Raw genomic sequence first — 18268 nt, 5'->3', positions numbered from 1 at the left:
TGAATTTGAAAATTTAATATTGGATCGATTTTGTCACGACACCACGCCAGTCCCCTGATTATGATGTTACCGAAAACAGTAAGACAATCTTTGCGAAACAGAGGGGTAACTCTATAGTTTTTAGAGAGACGGGCACGTTGTTGGCCATACTTCTTACACAAAAAGATTATCCATCAATGCAGGTAACCAAATGAAGAAAAAAATCATTCTCATCTCCGGGATGCTATTTTCAACGCTCAGTCATGCAAGTGCGCTCTATTTTTACGAAATAGGTACGGAAGATACCGCGCTAGCGGGAGCCGGGCAGGCCGCCCGGGCCCAGGATGCGTCAACGCTATTCACTAACCCCGCAGGCATGACTCGCTTACCTGACCACATGGTTACCACAGGATTGCAGGCAATGGGGGGAGATATTCCCTATTCGTTGAATAACGAATCGGTGGATCGACAAAGCCCCGGCAACGTCATGACAATTTTTCCTAATGCCAGTCTGTTTTATACACAGCAACTCAGTGATTCCGTTTCGGCGGGGATTGGATTATATGGCAACTATGGACTGGGTATCGATTTTGGCAACTGGGCAGGGGATCGGTTAATTAAAAAAAGTACGATGGTAGCAATGACCCTCAGCCCTGGGATGGCCTGGAAGTTGAATGATAAAGTCTCAGTGGGTGCGGCTGTGGGGCTAAACTATGGTTTTCTGTCGCTAACCCGAAATGTCGGGGGTAATGATGAGAAACAAAACGATCATGACTGGGCGACGAATTACCGTCTTGGCTTGCTAATGGATTTAACCGATCGCACCCGAGCAGGTATTACCTGGACCAGTAAGACCGATTATCATTTCAATATCGATGGAAAAGCGCGTTTCCCAAACCTGCCAAATGTTGAGTATGACCTGCCGATCTCCGCACAAGTTCGTGCACCGCAGCAGGTGATGTTGAGTCTGGTTCACGATATCAACACGCAGTGGTCGGTGATGGGCGATCTTGGCTGGCAGGACTGGAGTCAGTTTGGTAGCCCACAAATAACCGTTAATGGTCAATCGAACGAACACGCCAATCGTATGAGAGATACATGGCATACCGCGTTAGGCGTACAGTATCGCCCTGATGAGCAGTGGCGAATTAATGCAGGAGTTGCGTTTGACAGTTCGCCGTACAAAACACAAAGTGATGTTGCTCTGTCGTTACCTACCGGCGACGAATGGCGATTTGGCACCGGGGCACAATACCAGATTACACCTGCCAGTAATATTGGGTTTGCCGTGGAGTACTTGCATATGCAGTCTTCTCAGGTTAAATCAGATGCTTTTGCGGGCGAATATAAAAAACCGTGGCTTTGGTTTGCCAGCGTTAATTACAGCTATCAATTTTAGCGCATCATTTTAATAAACCCGGCTTTAGAATGATGCTAATAGTAACGGTTGTGGACTATTGAATTCACAACATCTGTTCCCGTGTCATACAGGGAGCGTACAGCGGCATAATTAATCGTCTGTCGCTACCGGCTGGTGGACTTTTCCATATGACATAGCCTAATAAAAATAAATTTGTTCTTTTATTAATAGGAACCCTATGGCTGGAATATGGTCTATCTTCATTGAAGTTATCTTGGTTTACATCGTTAGATCAATTGAAAGAGTACGGGTTTTATCATGCAAATTTTACCACCGGTACGTCCTGAACAAAGCATCCAACGCTTGACGCAAGCGCTTGAACCCATAGCAGAAAAACTCAAGGTTGTGCCACGTCGGCGTATCCTTTGGATGCACAAAAATCAGCCTCAGTTGTATCTTTTTCTGCAAGGAGAGCTTTCTATTTTGCGTTCGTCGGATGGCCTACTGATCGTCACGGTCTATGAACCTCATCTGTTCGGTCTCGCGGAGATGCTCCAACCAATTCACGGTCATTTATTACGTGCAGAAACAGAGTCAACAATACTACGCGTCGATGCGCATAAAGCGCGAGAGCTGTTTCATAAAAATGGTTTATGGGAAGACGTTGCCTCCATAGTTTCCTACCATACCGGTTATCTCTTCTATCGTGATGATTTAGTGGTACAGCAGCGTACCTATTCAGTAATACGCAATCATCTGGAGGAGATGATGCTTTTACCCGAGGAGACACGCCAGCGAGTCGCTATTTTAGATTATATTCAAGAGCGTACGCACTTATCGCGTAGCAGCATTTTGAATGTTGTCTCCGCGTTAAAAAAAGGTGGTTATATTGATTTCGAACGTGGGGGGTATCTGACATCAATCAGCAGATTACCTGAGAGGTTCTGAGTAAATCCAAAAATAAATTAAATATCAGTTATCAGCAGGGCTTGAATATTCTATTGTGGTGGTACGTTATATCCATCAACCATGGCTGTATTTCCACAATAGGTAAGATATGAAAAAGACAATCATCACACTCATTTAAGAGTAAATGAAAATTTATAATTAAACATCTTTTTAATTAACCCCATTGGTTTTTGGTGTTAGTCTTTTATTATCGAATAATACAGACTTACATTTTCACCCTTATACAATTTTTCAACATTCAAAAGAGTAGGGAAGCCCTGCTCATAAAGTATATTAGCCGAGGATTTATGCAACTTAATAAAATAGTGGGTTATATGGTCATCGCTGGTGTGTGTTCCACATCATTAATGTCGCTGCCAGTTATGGCGCAAGAGGGAGCGAAAGATGCCACGGCACAAACGAAAAGTGCAAACGATTCATTGTACGGGCAGTTACCTTTCAATGATAAAACTGATTTTTCTAATGCTCACAAAGGATTTATTGCTCCGCTTCCGGCTGACCTGATTAAAGGAAAACAAGGCAATATAGTCTGGAATCCGCAGCAGTATGCATTTATTAAAGAAGGTGAAAAAGCGCCCGATACAGTGAACCCAAGCCTGTGGCGTCAGTCACAACTGATCAATATCGGTGGACTTTTTGAAGTAACCGAAGGGGTTTATCAGATCCGAAATCTGGACCTTTCAAATATGACCATAATGGAAGGTAAAGAGGGTATTACGGTGGTTGATCCGCTGGTATCCGCTGAGACCGCAAAAGTGGGGATGGATCTCTATTATCAACATCGTGGAAAGAGACCCGTCGTGGCGGTCATTTATACTCACAGCCATGTTGACCATTATGGTGGCGTTCGCGGCGTCGTTGATGAATCCGACGTAAAATCCGGGAAAGTGAAGGTGTATGCACCGGCTGGTTTTATGAAAGAAGCGGTGTCAGAAAATATTATGGCAGGTAATGCCATGAGTCGCCGCGCAAGTTATATGTACGGCAACTTATTACAGCCCGATGCGAAAGGACAGGTTGGGGCGGGGCTTGGGACGACAACCTCCGCCGGGACGGTGACGCTGATTGAACCTACCAACTACATCACCCACACCGGGCAGAAAGAAGTTATCGACGGGCTGACCTACGATTTTATGATGGCTCCAGGTTCGGAAGCTCCATCAGAAATGCTGTGGTATGTAGAAGAGAAGGGCATGATTGAAGCGGCAGAAGATGTGACTCACACGCTGCATAATACCTATTCGCTACGCGGTGCGAAAATTCGCGATCCGTTGGCATGGTCAAAATATATCAACGACGTGATTGGTCGCTGGGGCGGTAAAGCAAACATTATTATTGCTCAACACCACTGGCCAACATGGGGCAATGAAAATGTCGTGACGCTAATGAAGAGCCAGCGCGATATGTATCGCTACATTAATGATCAGACTTTACGCATGGCTAACCAGGGACTGACCCGTGATGAAATCGCGGCGAACTTCACGTTGCCGCCCGGTCTGGCAAAATCATGGGCCAGCCGCGGTTATTACGGTTCTGTCAGCCATGACGTGAAAGCAACCTATGTTTTTTACCTCGGCTGGTTCAACGGCAACCCGGCAACCCTCGATGAATTGCCACCCGTCGAAGCGGCAAAGAAATATGTTGATTACATGGGCGGCCCTGATGTCATTATGCAAAAAGCAAAAGCAGATTATGCCCAGGGCAATTATCGCTGGGTGGCGCAAGTTACGAACAATATCGTCTTTGCCGATCCTAACAACAAAGAGGCACGCAACCTCGAGGCCGATGCCCTGGAGCAAATGGGATATCAGGCTGAATCAGGTCCGTGGCGGAATTTTTATCTGACCGGTGCCCAGGAGTTACGCAACGGCGTGGTGAAAGGTGCGACACCAAATACGGCCAGCCCAGATACGGTTAAAGCTATGTCACCGGAGATGTTCTTTGATTATTTGGCGGTGCACATCAACGGCGAAAAGGCAGCAAATGCAAAAGCGGTCTTTAATGTCGATTTAGGCAATGACGGTGGCAACTATAAGCTGGAGCTGGAAAATGGCGTGCTTAATCATAGTGCTAACGTGCAGGCCAGTAACGCTGATGCTTCAATTGTATTGAACCGCGCGACCCTGAACAAAATCATCCTCAAAGAGGAGTCGCTAAAACAAGCAGAAGAAAAGGGCGAGTTACACGTCAGAGGTAATCACGCAAAACTTGACGAATTCCTCGGCTATTTAGACAGCTTCGACTTCTGGTTTAATATTGTAACACCTTGATTATGTAGAAGGTGAAGTTAAAACCCGCCGAATCAGGCGGGTGCAACTCAAGTTTCGTATAGCAATCTGCTACCAATTGGGCTAAGGTTTGTGTATAGCAATTTGTTACCATATGGAGAAACTTATGCAAACCAGCGCTCGTAAGCCAACTCGCGATAAGCAAATTAATATCCGCGCTACTGATGAGGAACGCGCAGTGATTGATTATGCCGCAAGTTTGGTTAATAAAAACCGCACTGACTTTATCATTGAGAAGGCCGTGCATGAGGCCCAGAATATCATTCTGGATCAGCGTGTGTTCGTCCTGGACGATGCCCGATATCAGTCTTTCATTGAGCAGCTTGAAGCGCCTGTACAAAATGTTGAGGGGCGTCAACGCCTGATGGATGTGAAGCCAGAATGGAAATAAACGTCACGGCGCCGGCGTTGCTGACCGAAGGGCATGAGCTGCAGCCATTCGATTGCGGTAATGAGGTGTTAAATGATTGGCTACGTCGCCGGGCGATTAAAAATCAGTACCTCAACGCATCGCGCACATTCGTCATTTGTCTGGAGTCTACTCAGCGCGTAGTGGGTTACTATTCCATTGCAACTGGATCCGTGAGCCACGCTGACTTAGGGCGTAGCTTACGTCAGAATATGCCCGATCCTGTTCCGGTTGTTCTGTTGGGCCGTCTTGCTGTTGATGCCAGTACGCAAGGTCATAGTTATGGAAAATGGCTGCTTAATGATGCTGTACTGCGCATTTCCAACTTAGCCGATCAAGTGGGTATCAAAGCCATCATGGTACATGCTATTGATGGCAAGACCAGAGCGTTCTATGAATATTTTGGTTTCGTTCAGTCCCCAATAGCGGCAAATACGTTGTTCTACAAAATTTAAGCAACCGTATTGTTCCCGAATCGCCAGAATGCGTATTACTTGACCACTACAAATGAAAGTCCTGAAAGTCAAAACGGCTGGGTATAACCTCCTCTAAAATCTAATACAGGTTCAGCTCGTTAATAATGCACTCCGGTTCTTCCCGGAGAGGCATATTGTCTATGTCTAAAACCCCATCATTTTTATGTGGATCATCAGCCTGCAGGTCTGCAAACAGTGGCGTAAGATCCTGCTGTGCTTCGCCTCGTTCAGCCACCAACTCGAATGTTTTATTTTTTGCCTCGTCGTTGGTCAGGGCACTGACCAGGACCTGGGCGATTTGCTCTCGAGATATCACACCGTCTTCCGGCGTTCCCACATGGCGACGATCTCCCTGGAGCATCACGATTCTGTGCTCATCATCATTGTTGTAATCAAACCAGCCGGGCCTGACGATGGTATAGGGATGACCGCTGGCCCTGACCAGACGCTCGGCACGTCTTTTCCAGTCATGAACCTCAGTGCGCTGATTCCAGGTGCTGAGCCGTTCAGTCACGCCAATCGTGGTCATCAGGCTGATACGAACAGGTACACCCTTGAATATTCGTAAAATATTGCGTACTCCGCCGTAATCGATAGCGCGGGCACCAATTCGACCCTGACCATCAGAACCGAGTGTGAAGATGATGGCATCAATATCTTTCGGTAATTCGGTGAGTGTTTCAGGCATTGAAACATCGCCGTAAAAAATATCCGTTCCCCGAGGAAGCAATTTTACTTTGCGTTTATTTCTGACCAGCGCCACGGGCTGATGACCCATTTCAATAGCGGTATTGACGACATGAAGACCAATACTTCCTGTCGCCCCGGCAACGAGTATTTTCATGATAAACCTTCTGATAATGCAGACTTATTTTCGATACAGCCAGAATATCAATTATCATTATTGTCAGTAATAGGGCTAAAATGATTGTGTCTATGAACACCCTTCATGAGTGTGCGATGAAGGGAATGCCTCCATAAGGAAATCGCCGATGCTCAAAGAAAACTTCAACGAACTGCAAATCTTTCTTGTGGTAGCGAGGGAGCGAAGTTTTACCAAAGCAGCGGGTAAACTGGGGGTTTCTCAGTCAGCACTCAGCCACGCAATGAAGGCCCTGGAGGAAAGGCTGAATATCCGCCTTCTGACCCGCACGACTCGAAGCGTTGCCCCTACAGAGGCCGGTGAGAGAATTATTGCCTGCCTTGAACCGCGTATTGCCGATCTTGAACAGGAGCTGGAATCGCTGGTTCAACTGAACGGTACTGCCTCCGGCAATATCCGTTTATCTGCCGGGGAGCATGCCGCGCGAAGTCTGGTCTGGCCGAAGCTAAAACCCTTCCTCAGGGAATATCCGGAAATTAATCTCGAGCTGGTGGTGGATAACGGCTTTGTCGATATTGTTGAGGGGCGTTTTGATGCCGGGATCCGACTGGGTGAAAGCGTGGATAAGGACATGGTTGCGGTAAGAATTGGGCCGGACATGAGAATGGCCGTAGTGGGAGCCCCATCCTATTTCGCTACAAACCCTGCACCTGAAACGCCGCACGAGCTACAAAATCATCGGTGTATCAATATGCGCCTGCCGACAGCCGGTGGGCTTTACCACTGGGAGTTTGAGAAGGAAGGGAAACCGTTACGGGTCAGAGTGGAAGGGCAGGTCACATTTAATCTGCAGGCAGAAAGGATTGATGCGGCGTTATCCGGTTTTGGCATCGCCTGTATACCTGAAGACAGGGTGCAGGATTATATCAAGTCAGGAGAGCTTATTCAGGTTTTGCAGGACTGGTGCCCATCTTTCCCCGGATATTACCTCTACTACCCGAGCCGTAAGCAGCATCCGCCGGCTTTTGCGCTGTTGATCGATGCACTTCGCTATTCAGAGTAACGGGCCCGCATTTTGCTGTGGACCCGTTTGGGCATTAACGGCCGACGCGTGCCTGGTGTTCAGGAGAGTAACGTTCGCCGACGACTTTAATCGTTTCAAGCGCCTGGGTTATCTGCTGTGAGTCATTCTGCGAAAGAATGATGTCGGCAGCCCCCAGGTTTTCTTCCAGCCGGTGCAGTTTAGTTGTGCCCGGGATAGGAACAATCCACGCCTTTTGTGCCAGCAGCCATGCCAGCGCGATTTGTGCAGACGTCACACTTTTCTCTGCCGCCAGTTCACCCAGCAATGAGACCAGCTTTTCATTGGCTTAATCAAGGGAAGACGTTGCGATGAGGATAAAAACGCGGGTAAAACCAAAACAGTGAAAGCGCTGATCGATTTTCTGATAGCCACAACGGTGTGATAAAAACCAGCAATCCACTGTTAAGTACAGAGCGGTGAATCTCGTGGACGTTTATGATGATCTCTGCGATTTATTAATTATGTTCATTATTGATATCACAATTGTGCTGTTGTGCGGAGAAAGTCGTTGTTGTTACCTTTATGAACGTTTTGACGAATAATCTTCGCATCAAAATGGCACCAATTCATTAATTGGCGCGTCTCTTGCCAGATAACTGCACGCGCTAACCAGAGGCTTTACTGATTCTGAAATTGAAAAAGGGCGTTGTTATTAACAATCGTTAACAGGCGATACGGCTTCATCTGTCATAATTATCTGATTGCATATTAAAACAACGCCATTTTTCCGTCACGATATGAGGTAGTTATGAAAACGGTTGGTTATGCAGCGCACACTGATGACGCGAAACTGGTTCCTTATCATTTTGAGCGTCGCGATTTACGTGAAAACGATGTCGCCATTGAAATACTTTACTGCGGCGTCTGTCACTCAGACTTGCATACGGTCAATGGGGACTGGGGCCCGCAGTCTTATCCTTTGATCCCGGGCCACGAAATTGTGGGTGTCATCACGTCCGTGGGACCGCGCGTCAAAAAATATCATGTAGGCGACCATGTCGCCGTTGGCTGCATGGTGGATAGCTGTATGCACTGCGATCAGTGTGAGCATGGCGAAGAGCAATTCTGTCGTAACGGGATGACGCCTACCTATGGCGCACCGGACCGCTTGAGCGGTGAAGTCACTCAGGGTGGATACGCCAAACATATTGTCGTCCGCGAAGAGTTTGTACTGCGCGTACCGGAAAATATGGACCTGGCAAAGACCGCACCGATCCTTTGCGCTGGTATCACCACCTTCTCTCCGCTGCGTACCTGGAATGTGGGTTTGGGAAGTCGCGTTGGCGTGATCGGATTAGGTGGCCTGGGTCATATGGCGGTTAAGCTGGCCGTGGCGATGGGGGCCGAGGTGACCGTCATCAGCCGCAATAAGAACAAAGAGGAAGAGGCAAAAGCACTGGGTGCGAAAGGAATTCTGCCTTCTTCTGATCCACAGTCATTGCAGGATTCAGCCTGCGCATTCGATTTAATTATTGATACTGTGCCCGTTAAGCATGACCTGAATATCTATACCCCATTATTAGATATTGATGGCTCGTTAGTCATTGTCGGCCAGGTTGGTCTGATGGATGAACCGCTCACGGTACCTCTGATCATGGGACGCCGTCGCGTTGCGGGTTCGCTGATCGGCGGCATTGCGGAAACTCAGGAAGTCCTGGATTTCTGCGCGAAGCATGATATCTATCCTGAGTGCGAAATGATTAGTATCGATCAGATAAACGATGCTTTCACCCGCCTTGCACAGGGAGACATGGCCCACCGTTTCGTCATTGATATGGCCTCGCTGAGCGCAGAGTAAGCAGATACTGCAGGGGAGGAGAAAATAAGTGACTTACCTTCCCGGTTGACCACCGAAGGTTCACCCGAAGGAACGACAGCAAAAAAAGGGATATAACGATTTATGCCCCATGGGGAAATCTGGCTATTTTTTATAAATCCCATAGTTATGTGTCTGGCTTAATTAAACTGGGGCAATTAGATGAGCCTGACGCATTGCCCGTCCCCCCTGATGCCTACAGCGCCAGATTTGAACTGATGACAGAATAATCGTCACTCGGCGGGAGAACATGAATGATAAACAGGGCATTCCTGGCGATTGTTTCTCTGTTATTGATGAGCGGATGCGTTTCCCAAACCACGCAAAACAGGAGTTTGAAAATGACACCAGAAGATACACATGGTGCTGTCGCTCAAGTCGCGCCCGCTATGGCTGCGTATGCTGAACGATTTATTGAAAAGGATCTCTGGAATCGTCCGGAGTTGTCGCGTCGCGACCGCAGCCTTGTCACAGTTGCTGCACTCATCAGCCGCAATGATACGGCTGAGCTTCCGCACTACCTTAACGTGGCGCTGGATAGCGGCGTTAAGCCTGCTGAAATCTCTGAAGTAATTAGCCATCTGGCATTTTATGCTGGCTGGCCAAATGCCACCTCTGCGGCGCTGGTTGCCCGCAACGTCTTTGCGCAACGCCATATCGATACGGCGTCATTGTCAGGGGATAAAGTGGATTTCCTGCCTCTTGATAAAGCGTCGGAAAACCAACGTGCCACGATGGTTGAGTTAAACTTTGGCAAGGTATCACCAGGTGTAGTGAAATACACCACGGATGCGCTATTCCTTGACCTGTGGCTGCGGCCGGGTCTGGCACCACGGGACCGAAGTTTGATAACCGTCAGCGCACTGGTTACCGCCGGACAAGTGGCGCAAGTGCCGTATCATCTTAATCGGGCGATGGATAATGGTTTGACCCAGACTCAGGCCTCAGAGGTCTTGACACAGCTGGCCTTTGTGGCGGGCTGGCCAAACATTTTCTCGGCATTACCCGTATTTAAAGAGGTATTTACAGGCAGAGATCACGACTGACGGATGACGATGAGCAAAAGCCAGGACCTGAACAGGTGCTGGCTTTATTCTCCCTGGAGTCATATGTCGTTAATCCTGCCAGGGAATACTCAGGGATGTTTGTAGTGGCGCAGCGCGTCAATAACGAGCTGGAAAGCTTTCGAGTGATTTCTGTTTTCCGGGTAGTAAATGTAATAACCATCCCAGTAAGGACACCAGTCTTCAAGGACGCTAATCAGTTCGCCGTGGGCGAGCTGTTTCTCAGCGATATCACGGGGAACATATGCCAGTCCGTATCCTTCTATGGCAGCCTGTAGATTCTGATAGATACGGCTAAACACAAGCTGACCGCTAACTTTGACGTTCAGGCTCTTACCCTCTTTTTCGAACTCCCAGACATACAAATTACCGTGAGTTGGAAACCGAAGGTTGATGCAGTTGTGATCAATAAGATCGTTAGGATGCTGCGGGTAAGGGTGACGGGAAAAATAGTCAGGAGAACCCACGACGGCAAAGCGTACATCCGGGCCGATACGCACTGAGATCATGCCATTAGATATTTGCTCTCCGAGCCGCGTTCCTGCATCAAAGCGGCCGGAGACAATATCCGTCAGCGCATAGTCATCAATCAGCTCCAGAGTAATATCCGGGTATTCCTTGAGTAGCGGCTCAAGCTTGGGCCAGATAACAGAGCCGATCGCATAATCTGACGTTGATATACGTACCGTACCGGCGGCTTTACTGTTGAGGTCCTTCAGTGACTGTAATCGCCCCTGGATCCCATCGATATAAGGGCCGAGGTCATCCAACATGGATTGCCCTATATCGGTCAACGAAATACTGCGCGTGGTGCGGGTCAGAAGTTTCATCCCAAGACGGGATTCGAGGGTTCGAATGGTATGGCTGAGGGCTGATTGTGAAACGCCTAAATGCGCCGCTGCTTTGGTAAAGCTCTTTTCACGCGCGACGACTATAAACGCCATTAAATCATTAAGGTTTTCCCGTGCCAACCTGTGCCCCTTACTGCCAAAAGAGAGTGAAGGGGTAGTGTAGCGTAATGCATAGCGAAGGGGCACTTAATGGATGGGCAATTTACTGATTTTAACCGGGTCGGCTTCAGAGGGCGTAATTTATGAAAATCGTGCATAAGTCATATCAGATTTCGCGCCTTACTCATGTCTGTCTTTTTATTCTAGAATGATTGATTAGGTATAACAGAGGAATTCAATAGTGGATTATTCATTATTAAACAACAACCTGAAAATGCCGATGGCTGGCTTTGGTGTTTTTCAGGTAACAGATAAAGAAGAATGTAAACAGTCTGTATTGACTGCTATTCGTGCTGGCTATCGCCTTATCGATACCGCAGCAGTTTACGGTAATGAAGATGCCGTTGGTGACGCAGTGCGCGAGGCCATTGCCGAAGGGTTATGTAGCCGCGCAGAGCTATTTATTACCTCAAAACTGTGGGTACAAGACATGGCCAATTACGATATGGCCAAAGCAGGGATTGAAGCGTCGTTAGAAAAATCTGGGCTGGAATATTTTGACCTTTATTTACTGCATCAGGCCATGCGTGATTATTTCAGCGCGTGGCGTGCACTGGAAGATGCCTATGATGCCGGTAAGCTTAAGGCAATTGGGGTGTCCAATTTCTATGCTCATGTATTAGCAAACTTCTGCGAAACCGTCAGAATCAAGCCAATGGTAAATCAGGTTGAATTGCATCCTTACTTTGCTCAGCCTGCTGCACTTGAAACTATGAAGTATTACAACGTTCAGCCGGAAGCATGGGCGCCCTTAGGTGGCGGAAGACATAAGCCCTATGAGAATGAAATGCTGCAACAAATTGCCGATGCTCACAAAAAAACGGTTGCTCAGGTTGTCCTGCGCTGGAATGTACAGCGTGGTGTCACTGTCATCCCTAAATCCACCCGTCAGGAACGTATTGAAGAGAACTTTGCCATCTGGGATTTCTCATTGACTGAGCGCGAAATGGCACAAATCAGCTCACTCGATTTAGGCTACGTTGGTGATGCTGTGAAACACTTTAATCCTGAATTTGTGCGTGGCTGTCTTGGTGTAAAAATTCACGATCGTTAATGCTGATATTAGTATTGAGCCTTCAATAATGAAGGCTCAATACGACTTCTTTCTATTGCAGATTTTTCTCTTTCAAAAACTGACTCACCAAATCAGCAATCTGCACATTATTTAAATCAGAGAACGGGAAGTGGGTATTCCCTTTGATTCCCACTTCTGGCAGATGCGTCACTGTCACATCCCCGCCATGTTTGTTCACCACGTCACGCCACTCACGAGCCATTGCCAGACGTACGCGCCAGCTGTCCTGCGCGGGCATGGCGACAGGTTTATCCGGTATGTTATCGCCGTAAATAATCAGAATCGGGATTTTGGTCAGTGCCATAAACTGCGCCATTGGCACAGGCTCACCCTTCAGCGTGTCGAATGCGCTTGGCATAGGGGCAGGGAGTTCTTTTTCCGGGAAGACAAAGCTGCTGCCTGGCTCGAAGGCGACAATGGCTTTGACCTTGTCATTTTTCATCGCCGTGTACCAGCCTGGTCCGCCACCCTGAGAGTGGGTGAAGAGGATGGCGGGGCCGGATTTATCCACGACGGCGGACATCGCATCAGAGATGACATTGATATCAAACGGCCCGGTATTTGGGGTCATCTGACGGAAATACTGATTCAGTGCTTCTTTGTCGTGAGAGAACTGAACGCCTTTAAAATACTCTGGCCACACGCCAACGCGGAACTGGTTGAACCACATCTGTTCATCCGGTTTTGGCGTAACAGTACCTTCTACAGTCGTGCGACCGGCGCTGCCCCGGCGAGGCTGATCGACAAGATAAGTTGAGAACCCGCGACGCAGGAAGATGTTCTGGAACCCTTCGCGACCATCCGGGGTACTTTCCCAGGTACGGGAGAACTGACCTGCGCCGTGCAGCATGACGATAGGGTATTTATGCGGATTTTCCGGAATTTGGTAGAACACAGATGCATGATCGCCATGATAGGTTTGGCCAGCAGAATCCAGCGGCTTTTTCGCGTCAAATGTTCCAGGCGCGGTGATGATAGTGCCACCTGCAGAAAAGCTTCCCTGTTCCTGAATGACCAGCGGCTCGGCATAGACCGACTGAGCCACCAGGCCACCCGCCATGATGCAGATGGCCAGCGTTTTTAAGATTGTCTTCAATATTACATCCTCTGTTATGTTTGCCGTTCAATCATATCTGAGTTGTCAGCGTTAATTATTTAGCACCCCTGATTGCCCTTATTTGGCAGACTCATGAATGCGGACGATTAACTGCGTATCGTCTCTAACCAACTTAACTTATTTGCTATCGAGCGCCTGCTGTAGCACCTTTTCAGCTCGCGTGGCTGCATCACTTTCGCCATGTTCACGCAGCACCAGTGCCAGTTGGCGCAACTGCGCTGCCGTCAGGCCGACCCGCATGCTGGCTCGCGTATGCGACAGCAGCTGTGATTCCACGCCCGGCGTGGCGGCTAATGCGCCAACCGTTGCCAGCTCGCGGCTTTGCCAGTCGAGGTTATCGCGGGCGAAAATATCGCCAAACAGATGCGTTTGCAGGAACTGGTTAATCACTGGGGCAAAATCAAACAGCGGGCCCTGGACAGGAGCGCCTGAGATTTTTGTCTGGTTTGCTGTACCGACACGGCGAAGTTCATCCCCGACAGGGATCGGAGCAACGGGTTCTTTACCCTCAACGTCTTTGATACCACGTTGTTTACGTGCTTCGACGACCTTCATCAGTTCGCTAAGTGCATTCAGGCTACGGGGGAATCCCGTATAGGCATAAAGCTGGATGAGAATCTCTTTGGTTTCGTTTATCGTGAGCCCGGCGTCAAGCCCCTGATTCAGGGCTGTATTCAGCTTATCCAGACTGCTGGCCATCGATGCCGCAATCAACGGGATGGCCTGTTGGCTGGCTGACAGCGTATCTGAAACCGTTTGTTCGTGGTTCATTTCTGAGGCTCCTTTGTTGCCGGGCGCAGCATGCGCTGCGAGACCAAAACCAAAGGTCAGCAGTACCGCTGCCGTTAATGCCTTAATGGGCGTGGTATTGTTCATCTGTCACTTTCTCCATCCAGTTAACGCTTTTGCCATCCACAATCCCGGTTATCGCCAGATGCGTCATCGCGCTGCCGGGTGCCGCCCCGTGCCAGTGTTTAACTCCCTCCGGGCAAGAGACAACATCACCGGCGCGGATAACCTGCACCGGCTGGCCTTCTTGTTGGGTGAGCCCCACACCCGAGGTCACAATCAGCCGCTGGCCTGCCGGATGCGTATGCCAGGCGGAACGCGCACCGGGTTCAAACGTGACATAAGCCCCGGAAACAGGGATGTCGTTATCCGGTTTGAAGAGAGGATCAACCCTGACGCGCCCGGTAAAGTTATCGGCTGGCCCGAACACCGCATTCTGACTTCCTGCGGGGGCGATATGGACAGCGGGATTTTGCTCCGCTGCCCAGGATGAAAATGTGAAGAGGGGCAGTAACAGCCCGAGGTAACGTAAATGTCTAATCATACAAAGCGTCCTTATCAATGAAGAGGGGATTGCCTGCGATGATTTTATCGAGAGTATGATGACGTCAGACTGACGCCCCCCTGACAATTCTGTCAGTTAACCCTGGTCCCGGTTCAGCGTCGGATTGAGCATTGCCTGCCGCTTTATCCGCTTGTATCGCAAAGGTGAGGCCAAAAGTATTGAGGCCACTTTCGCTCCGGGCAAAGGCATCTCCCCGGTGCATAATGGCGACGGCGCGTACAATTGACAGGCCCAGCCCATGATGGGTATCACTTCTGGGCCGGGAGGTGTCAACGCGATAAAAGCGCTCGAAAAGCCGGTTTAAGTGCTCTGGTGCTATCGGATCGCCTGGGTTTGAAACTTCAACACAGGCCTGATGACATTTTTCGCTTAAGCGCACCGTAACCGTGCTGTTGGAGGGGGAGTGTCTTGCGCTGTTTTCCAGTAAATTAGCCAGTGAGCGGTGGAACAGCCGCCGGTCGATATGCGCGGTGACGTCCCCCTCCACATCCAGAGAAAGCTGTTTTTCCGCAAATGAGGGTTCAACATACTCCGCTGTTTTCAGGGTTTCTTCTCGCAGAGACACCTGGGTAAGCTGGGAAGCATGTTCACCCGCGTGAGCATGAGACAGGAACAGCATGTCGTTAACGATAGACGTCATGCGTTCCAGTTCTTCCAGATTAGAGCCCAATAACTCTTCCAGTTCATCCTGCGAGCGTCGGCGTGATAGCCCTAACTGCGTCTGACCAATCAGATTAGTCAGTGGGGTACGGAGTTCATGTGCAACATCGGCATTAAAGCTTTCGAGCTGCCGCCAGGCGATTTCCTGACGCGCTAACACGCCATTAAATGATGATGCCAGTTGCTGTAGTTCTTCGGGCAATGCGCGGGTATTCAGGCGCTGACTATGGTCTCCCGGTGCGAGATGCTGGGCCTCTTTACTGAGTGCTTCAACGGGACGAAGACCTATCCTTGAAACGACGTATCCCAGTAAGGCGACAATCACGACGCCCAGTGCGGTAATGATTAGCAACGTCCGGGTGAAGGCATTCAGTGTGCCCATATATGGCGTAGAGTCGATTGCAACAATATAGCGCAGCTCAGGTCTGTCACCGTTGGCGGGGATCGTTTTCACTAACAGAAACAGTGAGCATGCGCCTTCCGATGCGCCCGGTACTTTATTAAAGCCCTCCTGCAAAGAAGACCACTTAACGCCCACCGGCGGTGTTCCCCCCATGCTAAAGCGCGGGTTATCGCTCACTATCCAGTAGCGAACGCGCTCACCTTCAGAATTGGTTAATACGGTAAATTTATTGGCAAGCGTTGACCAGCCGTCAGCCGACGTTCGTGCAGTGATCCACGGACTCATTAATGATTCGCGGAACAACAATTCGTTGTGCATCTGCTTTTGCAAAGAGTCATGCAAGGAGCTTCTGAGCAGGATACCGATAACGGACACAATCAGCAGCGCGGATAAGGCAAACATCAGCGCCAGGTGAACGGAGATGGAACGCTTAGGCATGCTTATCCCTTTCATTTATGCGGACCGGACTTCGAGGACATACCCCATACCACGAACGGTATGTAATAGCTTGACGTCGAATGGCGCATCCACTTTGGCTCTAAGGCGTTTAATGGCCACTTCAACCACGTTGGCGTCGCTGTCAAAATTCATGTCCCATATCTGCTCAGCTATCATCATCTTTGACAGAATCTCTCCCTGATGTCGGGCCAGAAGGCTCAACAGGGAAAACTCTTTCGCGGTCAGCTCCAGCCGTGTTCCGCCACGAAATACCCGGCGAGCCAGCAGGTCGAGATGCAGATCGTGAATTTGCAGTTGAGTGATGTCTGCGCCATCCGTAGCGCGGCGACGCACTAGCGCCTGAATGCGCGCCACCAGTTCAATAAGCGAAAAGGGCTTGGGCAGATAATCATCCGCGCCAAGACGAAGCCCTTTGACGCGTTCATCGACCGAGCCGCGTGCCGAGAGCATCAGCACCGGCGTCTGTTTGGCTGCTCGCACACCCTCAAGTACCCGGTAGCCATCTATCCCCGGCAGCATCACATCCAGTATTATCGCGTCGTAGTCGAACTCTAGCGCGTAATGAAGACCTTCCGCGCCATCTGCAGAGACATCTACCGTAAATCCAGACTCGCTCAACGCACGGTTGAGATAGGTTGACGTTTTTTCTTCATCTTCGACTAACAACAGGCGCATAACGGGACTTCCTCTTAACTTTTCATCGGTGCTTCAACATCGGAATAAACCTGCACGGCATCCGGCAGACGTTGCCCCTGGATAGTGATGGCGTCCAGTGAGCGGGTGAGTTCGGTCATCTCGGCGAGAGTCAGCGACACGCTGGTAGCCGCTGTGTTTTGCAGCATATGGTCTTTATTGGTGGTGCCAGGGATGGGAACAATCCAGGGTTTACGCGCCAGGAGCCATGACAGCGCAATTTGTCCCGGGGCGGCATTTTTTCTTATTGCCCAGGATTTCAGTAGTTTAACCAGCTGTAAGTTGTGTGGCAGATTTTCAGGCGAGAAGCGCGTTTCTGTCGCACGAAAATCACCGGTAGCAAACCGGGTATTCTCATCAATCCAGCCCGTTAAAAACTGCACGCCGAGTGGGCTCCATGGCACAAAGCCAATGCCCAGCTCTTCACACACCGGAAGGACCTGCTTTTCAGGGCCGCGCCAGAGCATGGAGTATTCACTTTGTACGGCGGTCACGGGTAATGCTGCATGGGCGCGTCTCAACGTGTTGATGCCCATTTCAGACAGCCCCCAGTGCAGGACTTTCCCTTGAACCATTAAATCTTTCACCGCGCCGGCGACATCTTCGATTGGGATCTGCGGATCAACACGGTGTTGATACAGTAAGTCGATACGATCGGTACGCAGGCGTTTGAGCATGTTCTCGACGACTTGCTTTATATGCTCCGGCCTGCTGTTAAGGCCCGGCAGACGCTTACCCGTTTGTTGGTCAATGTTCCAGCCAAACTTAGTGGCGATAACGATTTTATCCCTGAACGGGGCGACGCCTTCACCGAGAATTTTTTCAACTTCAAACGGGCCGTAGGCTTCAGCGGCGTCGAAGAACGTGACTCCTTCATCAAATGCCCGGTGGATGATATTGATCATCTCGGGACGCCAGGGTGCAGAGGTGTCGTATTTGCGACTCATGTTCTGCACGCCCAGACCGATGGCTGAGACTTCCAGTTGCCCGAGTTTACGTTTGCTGGGTGGAGCAGGGCGTTGGCGGGTTTGTCTGGATGAATCTACCTGAGATGATTGGCTCGCCGCTGATACGTGCGGAATCAGCGAAGCGGCGGCAATGCCCGCTCCGGCGGCTAATAGCTTGCGTCGCTCTGGCATTGTTGGGTCATTCTGGCTTTTCATTGATCGCTCCTTTTCTCAGAAAATTGAACGTGAATCTCATTTAAGCGAGACCATTCTGCCTTCTGA

18 protein-coding genes and 1 pseudogene are annotated in these 18268 nt (G+C 49.6%); 10 read left to right on the top strand and 9 right to left on the bottom strand.

Annotated features, from left to right (window positions below; all coding sequences use genetic code 11):
- The first annotated feature begins 190 nt into the window (after positions 1-190).
- From FDX22_RS05455 to FDX22_RS05435, 5 genes are all read left to right on the top strand, one after another.
- Positions 191-1378, top strand: coding sequence for an OmpP1/FadL family transporter (locus tag FDX22_RS05455; RefSeq protein WP_146716827.1), 1188 nt, complete (start codon positions 191-193; stop codon positions 1376-1378).
- Positions 1379-1657: 279 nt separating this feature from the next.
- Entirely contained in the window at positions 1658-2287 is a 630-nt protein-coding gene (locus tag FDX22_RS05450; protein WP_117342784.1) for a winged helix-turn-helix transcriptional regulator, read from the top strand.
- A gap of 308 nt (positions 2288-2595) precedes the next feature.
- Positions 2596-4578 (top strand): alkyl/aryl-sulfatase, encoded by a 1983-nt coding sequence (locus FDX22_RS05445; RefSeq protein ID WP_137400165.1) that lies wholly within the window; start codon positions 2596-2598, stop codon positions 4576-4578.
- A gap of 112 nt (positions 4579-4690) precedes the next feature.
- Positions 4691-4987 carry a DUF1778 domain-containing protein gene (locus tag FDX22_RS05440; RefSeq protein WP_168246960.1) on the top strand — a complete coding sequence of 99 codons (297 nt, stop codon included), beginning with the start codon at positions 4691-4693 and terminating at the stop codon, positions 4985-4987.
- Positions 4978-5460: a GNAT family N-acetyltransferase gene (locus FDX22_RS05435; RefSeq protein WP_146716826.1), complete on the top strand. Its 483-nt coding sequence runs from the start codon at positions 4978-4980 to the stop codon at positions 5458-5460. The genes FDX22_RS05440 and FDX22_RS05435 overlap by 10 nt, the downstream gene beginning before the upstream one ends.
- Positions 5461-5560: 100 nt before the next feature.
- On the opposite strand, the gene FDX22_RS05430 is transcribed toward FDX22_RS05435, so the two are convergent.
- Positions 5561-6325, bottom strand: coding sequence for an SDR family oxidoreductase (locus FDX22_RS05430; protein ID WP_146716825.1), 765 nt, complete (start codon positions 6323-6325; stop codon positions 5561-5563).
- 148 nt (positions 6326-6473) lie between these two features.
- On the opposite strand from FDX22_RS05430, the gene FDX22_RS05425 reads away from it, so the two are divergent.
- A complete protein-coding gene (locus tag FDX22_RS05425; protein WP_146716824.1) occupies positions 6474-7367 on the top strand; it encodes a LysR family transcriptional regulator in 894 nt (297 codons plus the stop codon).
- Between the two features lie 34 nt (positions 7368-7401).
- Here the strand turns inward: FDX22_RS05425 and FDX22_RS05420 are convergent.
- Positions 7402-7674: pseudogene (locus FDX22_RS05420) on the bottom strand (aldo/keto reductase); the annotation flags it as partial.
- A 462-nt stretch (positions 7675-8136) separates the two neighbouring features.
- Between FDX22_RS05420 and FDX22_RS05415 the strand changes: the two are divergent.
- From FDX22_RS05415 to FDX22_RS05410, 3 genes are all read left to right on the top strand, one after another.
- A complete protein-coding gene (locus tag FDX22_RS05415; RefSeq protein ID WP_146716823.1) occupies positions 8137-9186 on the top strand; it encodes an NAD(P)-dependent alcohol dehydrogenase in 1050 nt (349 codons plus the stop codon).
- 92 nt (positions 9187-9278) lie between these two features.
- The gene (locus FDX22_RS29980) at positions 9279-9434 is read left to right on the top strand and encodes a cyclophilin-like fold protein (RefSeq protein ID WP_161959027.1); all 156 of its coding nucleotides are present in this window, start codon (positions 9279-9281) and stop codon (positions 9432-9434) included.
- Positions 9435-9458: 24 nt separating this feature from the next.
- Positions 9459-10250 (top strand): carboxymuconolactone decarboxylase family protein, encoded by a 792-nt coding sequence (locus tag FDX22_RS05410; RefSeq protein ID WP_146716822.1) that lies wholly within the window; start codon positions 9459-9461, stop codon positions 10248-10250.
- 89 nt (positions 10251-10339) lie between these two features.
- Here FDX22_RS05410 and FDX22_RS05405 read toward each other — a convergent pair whose 3' ends face one another.
- Positions 10340-11239: a LysR family transcriptional regulator gene (locus FDX22_RS05405; RefSeq protein ID WP_117342776.1), complete on the bottom strand. Its 900-nt coding sequence runs from the start codon at positions 11237-11239 to the stop codon at positions 10340-10342.
- A 220-nt stretch (positions 11240-11459) separates the two neighbouring features.
- Between FDX22_RS05405 and FDX22_RS05400 the strand changes: the two genes are divergently transcribed.
- Entirely contained in the window at positions 11460-12332 is an 873-nt protein-coding gene (locus tag FDX22_RS05400) for an aldo/keto reductase (RefSeq protein ID WP_146716821.1), read from the top strand.
- Between the two features lie 52 nt (positions 12333-12384).
- On the opposite strand, the gene FDX22_RS05395 is transcribed toward FDX22_RS05400, so the two are convergent.
- From FDX22_RS05395 to FDX22_RS05370, 6 genes are all read right to left on the bottom strand, one after another.
- Positions 12385-13449: an alpha/beta fold hydrolase gene (locus tag FDX22_RS05395; RefSeq protein ID WP_117342774.1), complete on the bottom strand. Its 1065-nt coding sequence runs from the start codon at positions 13447-13449 to the stop codon at positions 12385-12387.
- 138 nt (positions 13450-13587) lie between these two features.
- On the bottom strand, positions 13588-14346 hold the full coding sequence (locus FDX22_RS05390; RefSeq protein ID WP_146716820.1) for a carboxymuconolactone decarboxylase family protein: 759 nt from the start codon (positions 14344-14346) through the stop codon (positions 13588-13590).
- Positions 14324-14803, bottom strand: a complete 480-nt coding sequence (locus tag FDX22_RS05385) for a cupin domain-containing protein (protein ID WP_146716819.1) — start codon at positions 14801-14803, stop codon at positions 14324-14326. The genes FDX22_RS05390 and FDX22_RS05385 overlap by 23 nt, the downstream gene beginning before the upstream one ends.
- A 64-nt stretch (positions 14804-14867) precedes the next feature.
- Positions 14868-16325, bottom strand: coding sequence for a heavy metal sensor histidine kinase (locus FDX22_RS05380; protein ID WP_146716818.1), 1458 nt, complete (start codon positions 16323-16325; stop codon positions 14868-14870).
- 15 nt (positions 16326-16340) lie between these two features.
- Complete coding sequence (locus FDX22_RS05375; protein ID WP_146716817.1) at positions 16341-17021, bottom strand: heavy metal response regulator transcription factor; 681 nt, start codon at positions 17019-17021, stop codon at positions 16341-16343.
- Positions 17022-17035: 14 nt separating this feature from the next.
- Positions 17036-18202 carry an aldo/keto reductase gene (locus tag FDX22_RS05370; protein WP_186805280.1) on the bottom strand — a complete coding sequence of 389 codons (1167 nt, stop codon included), beginning with the start codon at positions 18200-18202 and terminating at the stop codon, positions 17036-17038.
- Positions 18203-18268: the final 66 nt, after the last annotated feature.

Origin of the sequence: Citrobacter sp. TBCS-14 (assembly GCF_005280805.1) — a bacterium.
GTDB classification, from domain to species: domain Bacteria; phylum Pseudomonadota; class Gammaproteobacteria; order Enterobacterales; family Enterobacteriaceae; genus Citrobacter; species Citrobacter gillenii.
The sequence above is the reverse complement of the archived record's forward strand: the minus strand, read 5'-3'. Positions and strand labels throughout refer to the sequence as shown.

What these genes read in the sequence shown, in the direction of transcription:
- FDX22_RS05455 (WP_146716827.1), top strand. Translation starts at nt 191, where the DNA reads ATGAAGAAAAAAATCATTCTCATCTCCGGGATGCTATTTTCAACGCTC.
- FDX22_RS05450 (WP_117342784.1), top strand. Translation starts at nt 1,658, where the DNA reads ATGCAAATTTTACCACCGGTACGTCCTGAACAAAGCATCCAACGCTTG.
- FDX22_RS05445 (WP_137400165.1), top strand. Translation starts at nt 2,596, where the DNA reads ATGCAACTTAATAAAATAGTGGGTTATATGGTCATCGCTGGTGTGTGT.
- FDX22_RS05440 (WP_168246960.1), top strand. Translation starts at nt 4,691, where the DNA reads ATGGAGAAACTTATGCAAACCAGCGCTCGTAAGCCAACTCGCGATAAG.
- FDX22_RS05435 (WP_146716826.1), top strand. Translation starts at nt 4,978, where the DNA reads ATGGAAATAAACGTCACGGCGCCGGCGTTGCTGACCGAAGGGCATGAG.
- FDX22_RS05430 (WP_146716825.1), bottom strand. Translation starts at nt 6,325, where the DNA reads ATGAAAATACTCGTTGCCGGGGCGACAGGAAGTATTGGTCTTCATGTC.
- FDX22_RS05425 (WP_146716824.1), top strand. Translation starts at nt 6,474, where the DNA reads ATGCTCAAAGAAAACTTCAACGAACTGCAAATCTTTCTTGTGGTAGCG.
- FDX22_RS05415 (WP_146716823.1), top strand. Translation starts at nt 8,137, where the DNA reads ATGAAAACGGTTGGTTATGCAGCGCACACTGATGACGCGAAACTGGTT.
- FDX22_RS05410 (WP_146716822.1), top strand. Translation starts at nt 9,459, where the DNA reads ATGATAAACAGGGCATTCCTGGCGATTGTTTCTCTGTTATTGATGAGC.
- FDX22_RS05390 (WP_146716820.1), bottom strand. Translation starts at nt 14,346, where the DNA reads ATGAACAATACCACGCCCATTAAGGCATTAACGGCAGCGGTACTGCTG.
- FDX22_RS05385 (WP_146716819.1), bottom strand. Translation starts at nt 14,803, where the DNA reads ATGATTAGACATTTACGTTACCTCGGGCTGTTACTGCCCCTCTTCACA.
- FDX22_RS05380 (WP_146716818.1), bottom strand. Translation starts at nt 16,325, where the DNA reads ATGCCTAAGCGTTCCATCTCCGTTCACCTGGCGCTGATGTTTGCCTTA.
- FDX22_RS05375 (WP_146716817.1), bottom strand. Translation starts at nt 17,021, where the DNA reads ATGCGCCTGTTGTTAGTCGAAGATGAAGAAAAAACGTCAACCTATCTC.
- FDX22_RS05370 (WP_186805280.1), bottom strand. Translation starts at nt 18,202, where the DNA reads ATGAAAAGCCAGAATGACCCAACAATGCCAGAGCGACGCAAGCTATTA.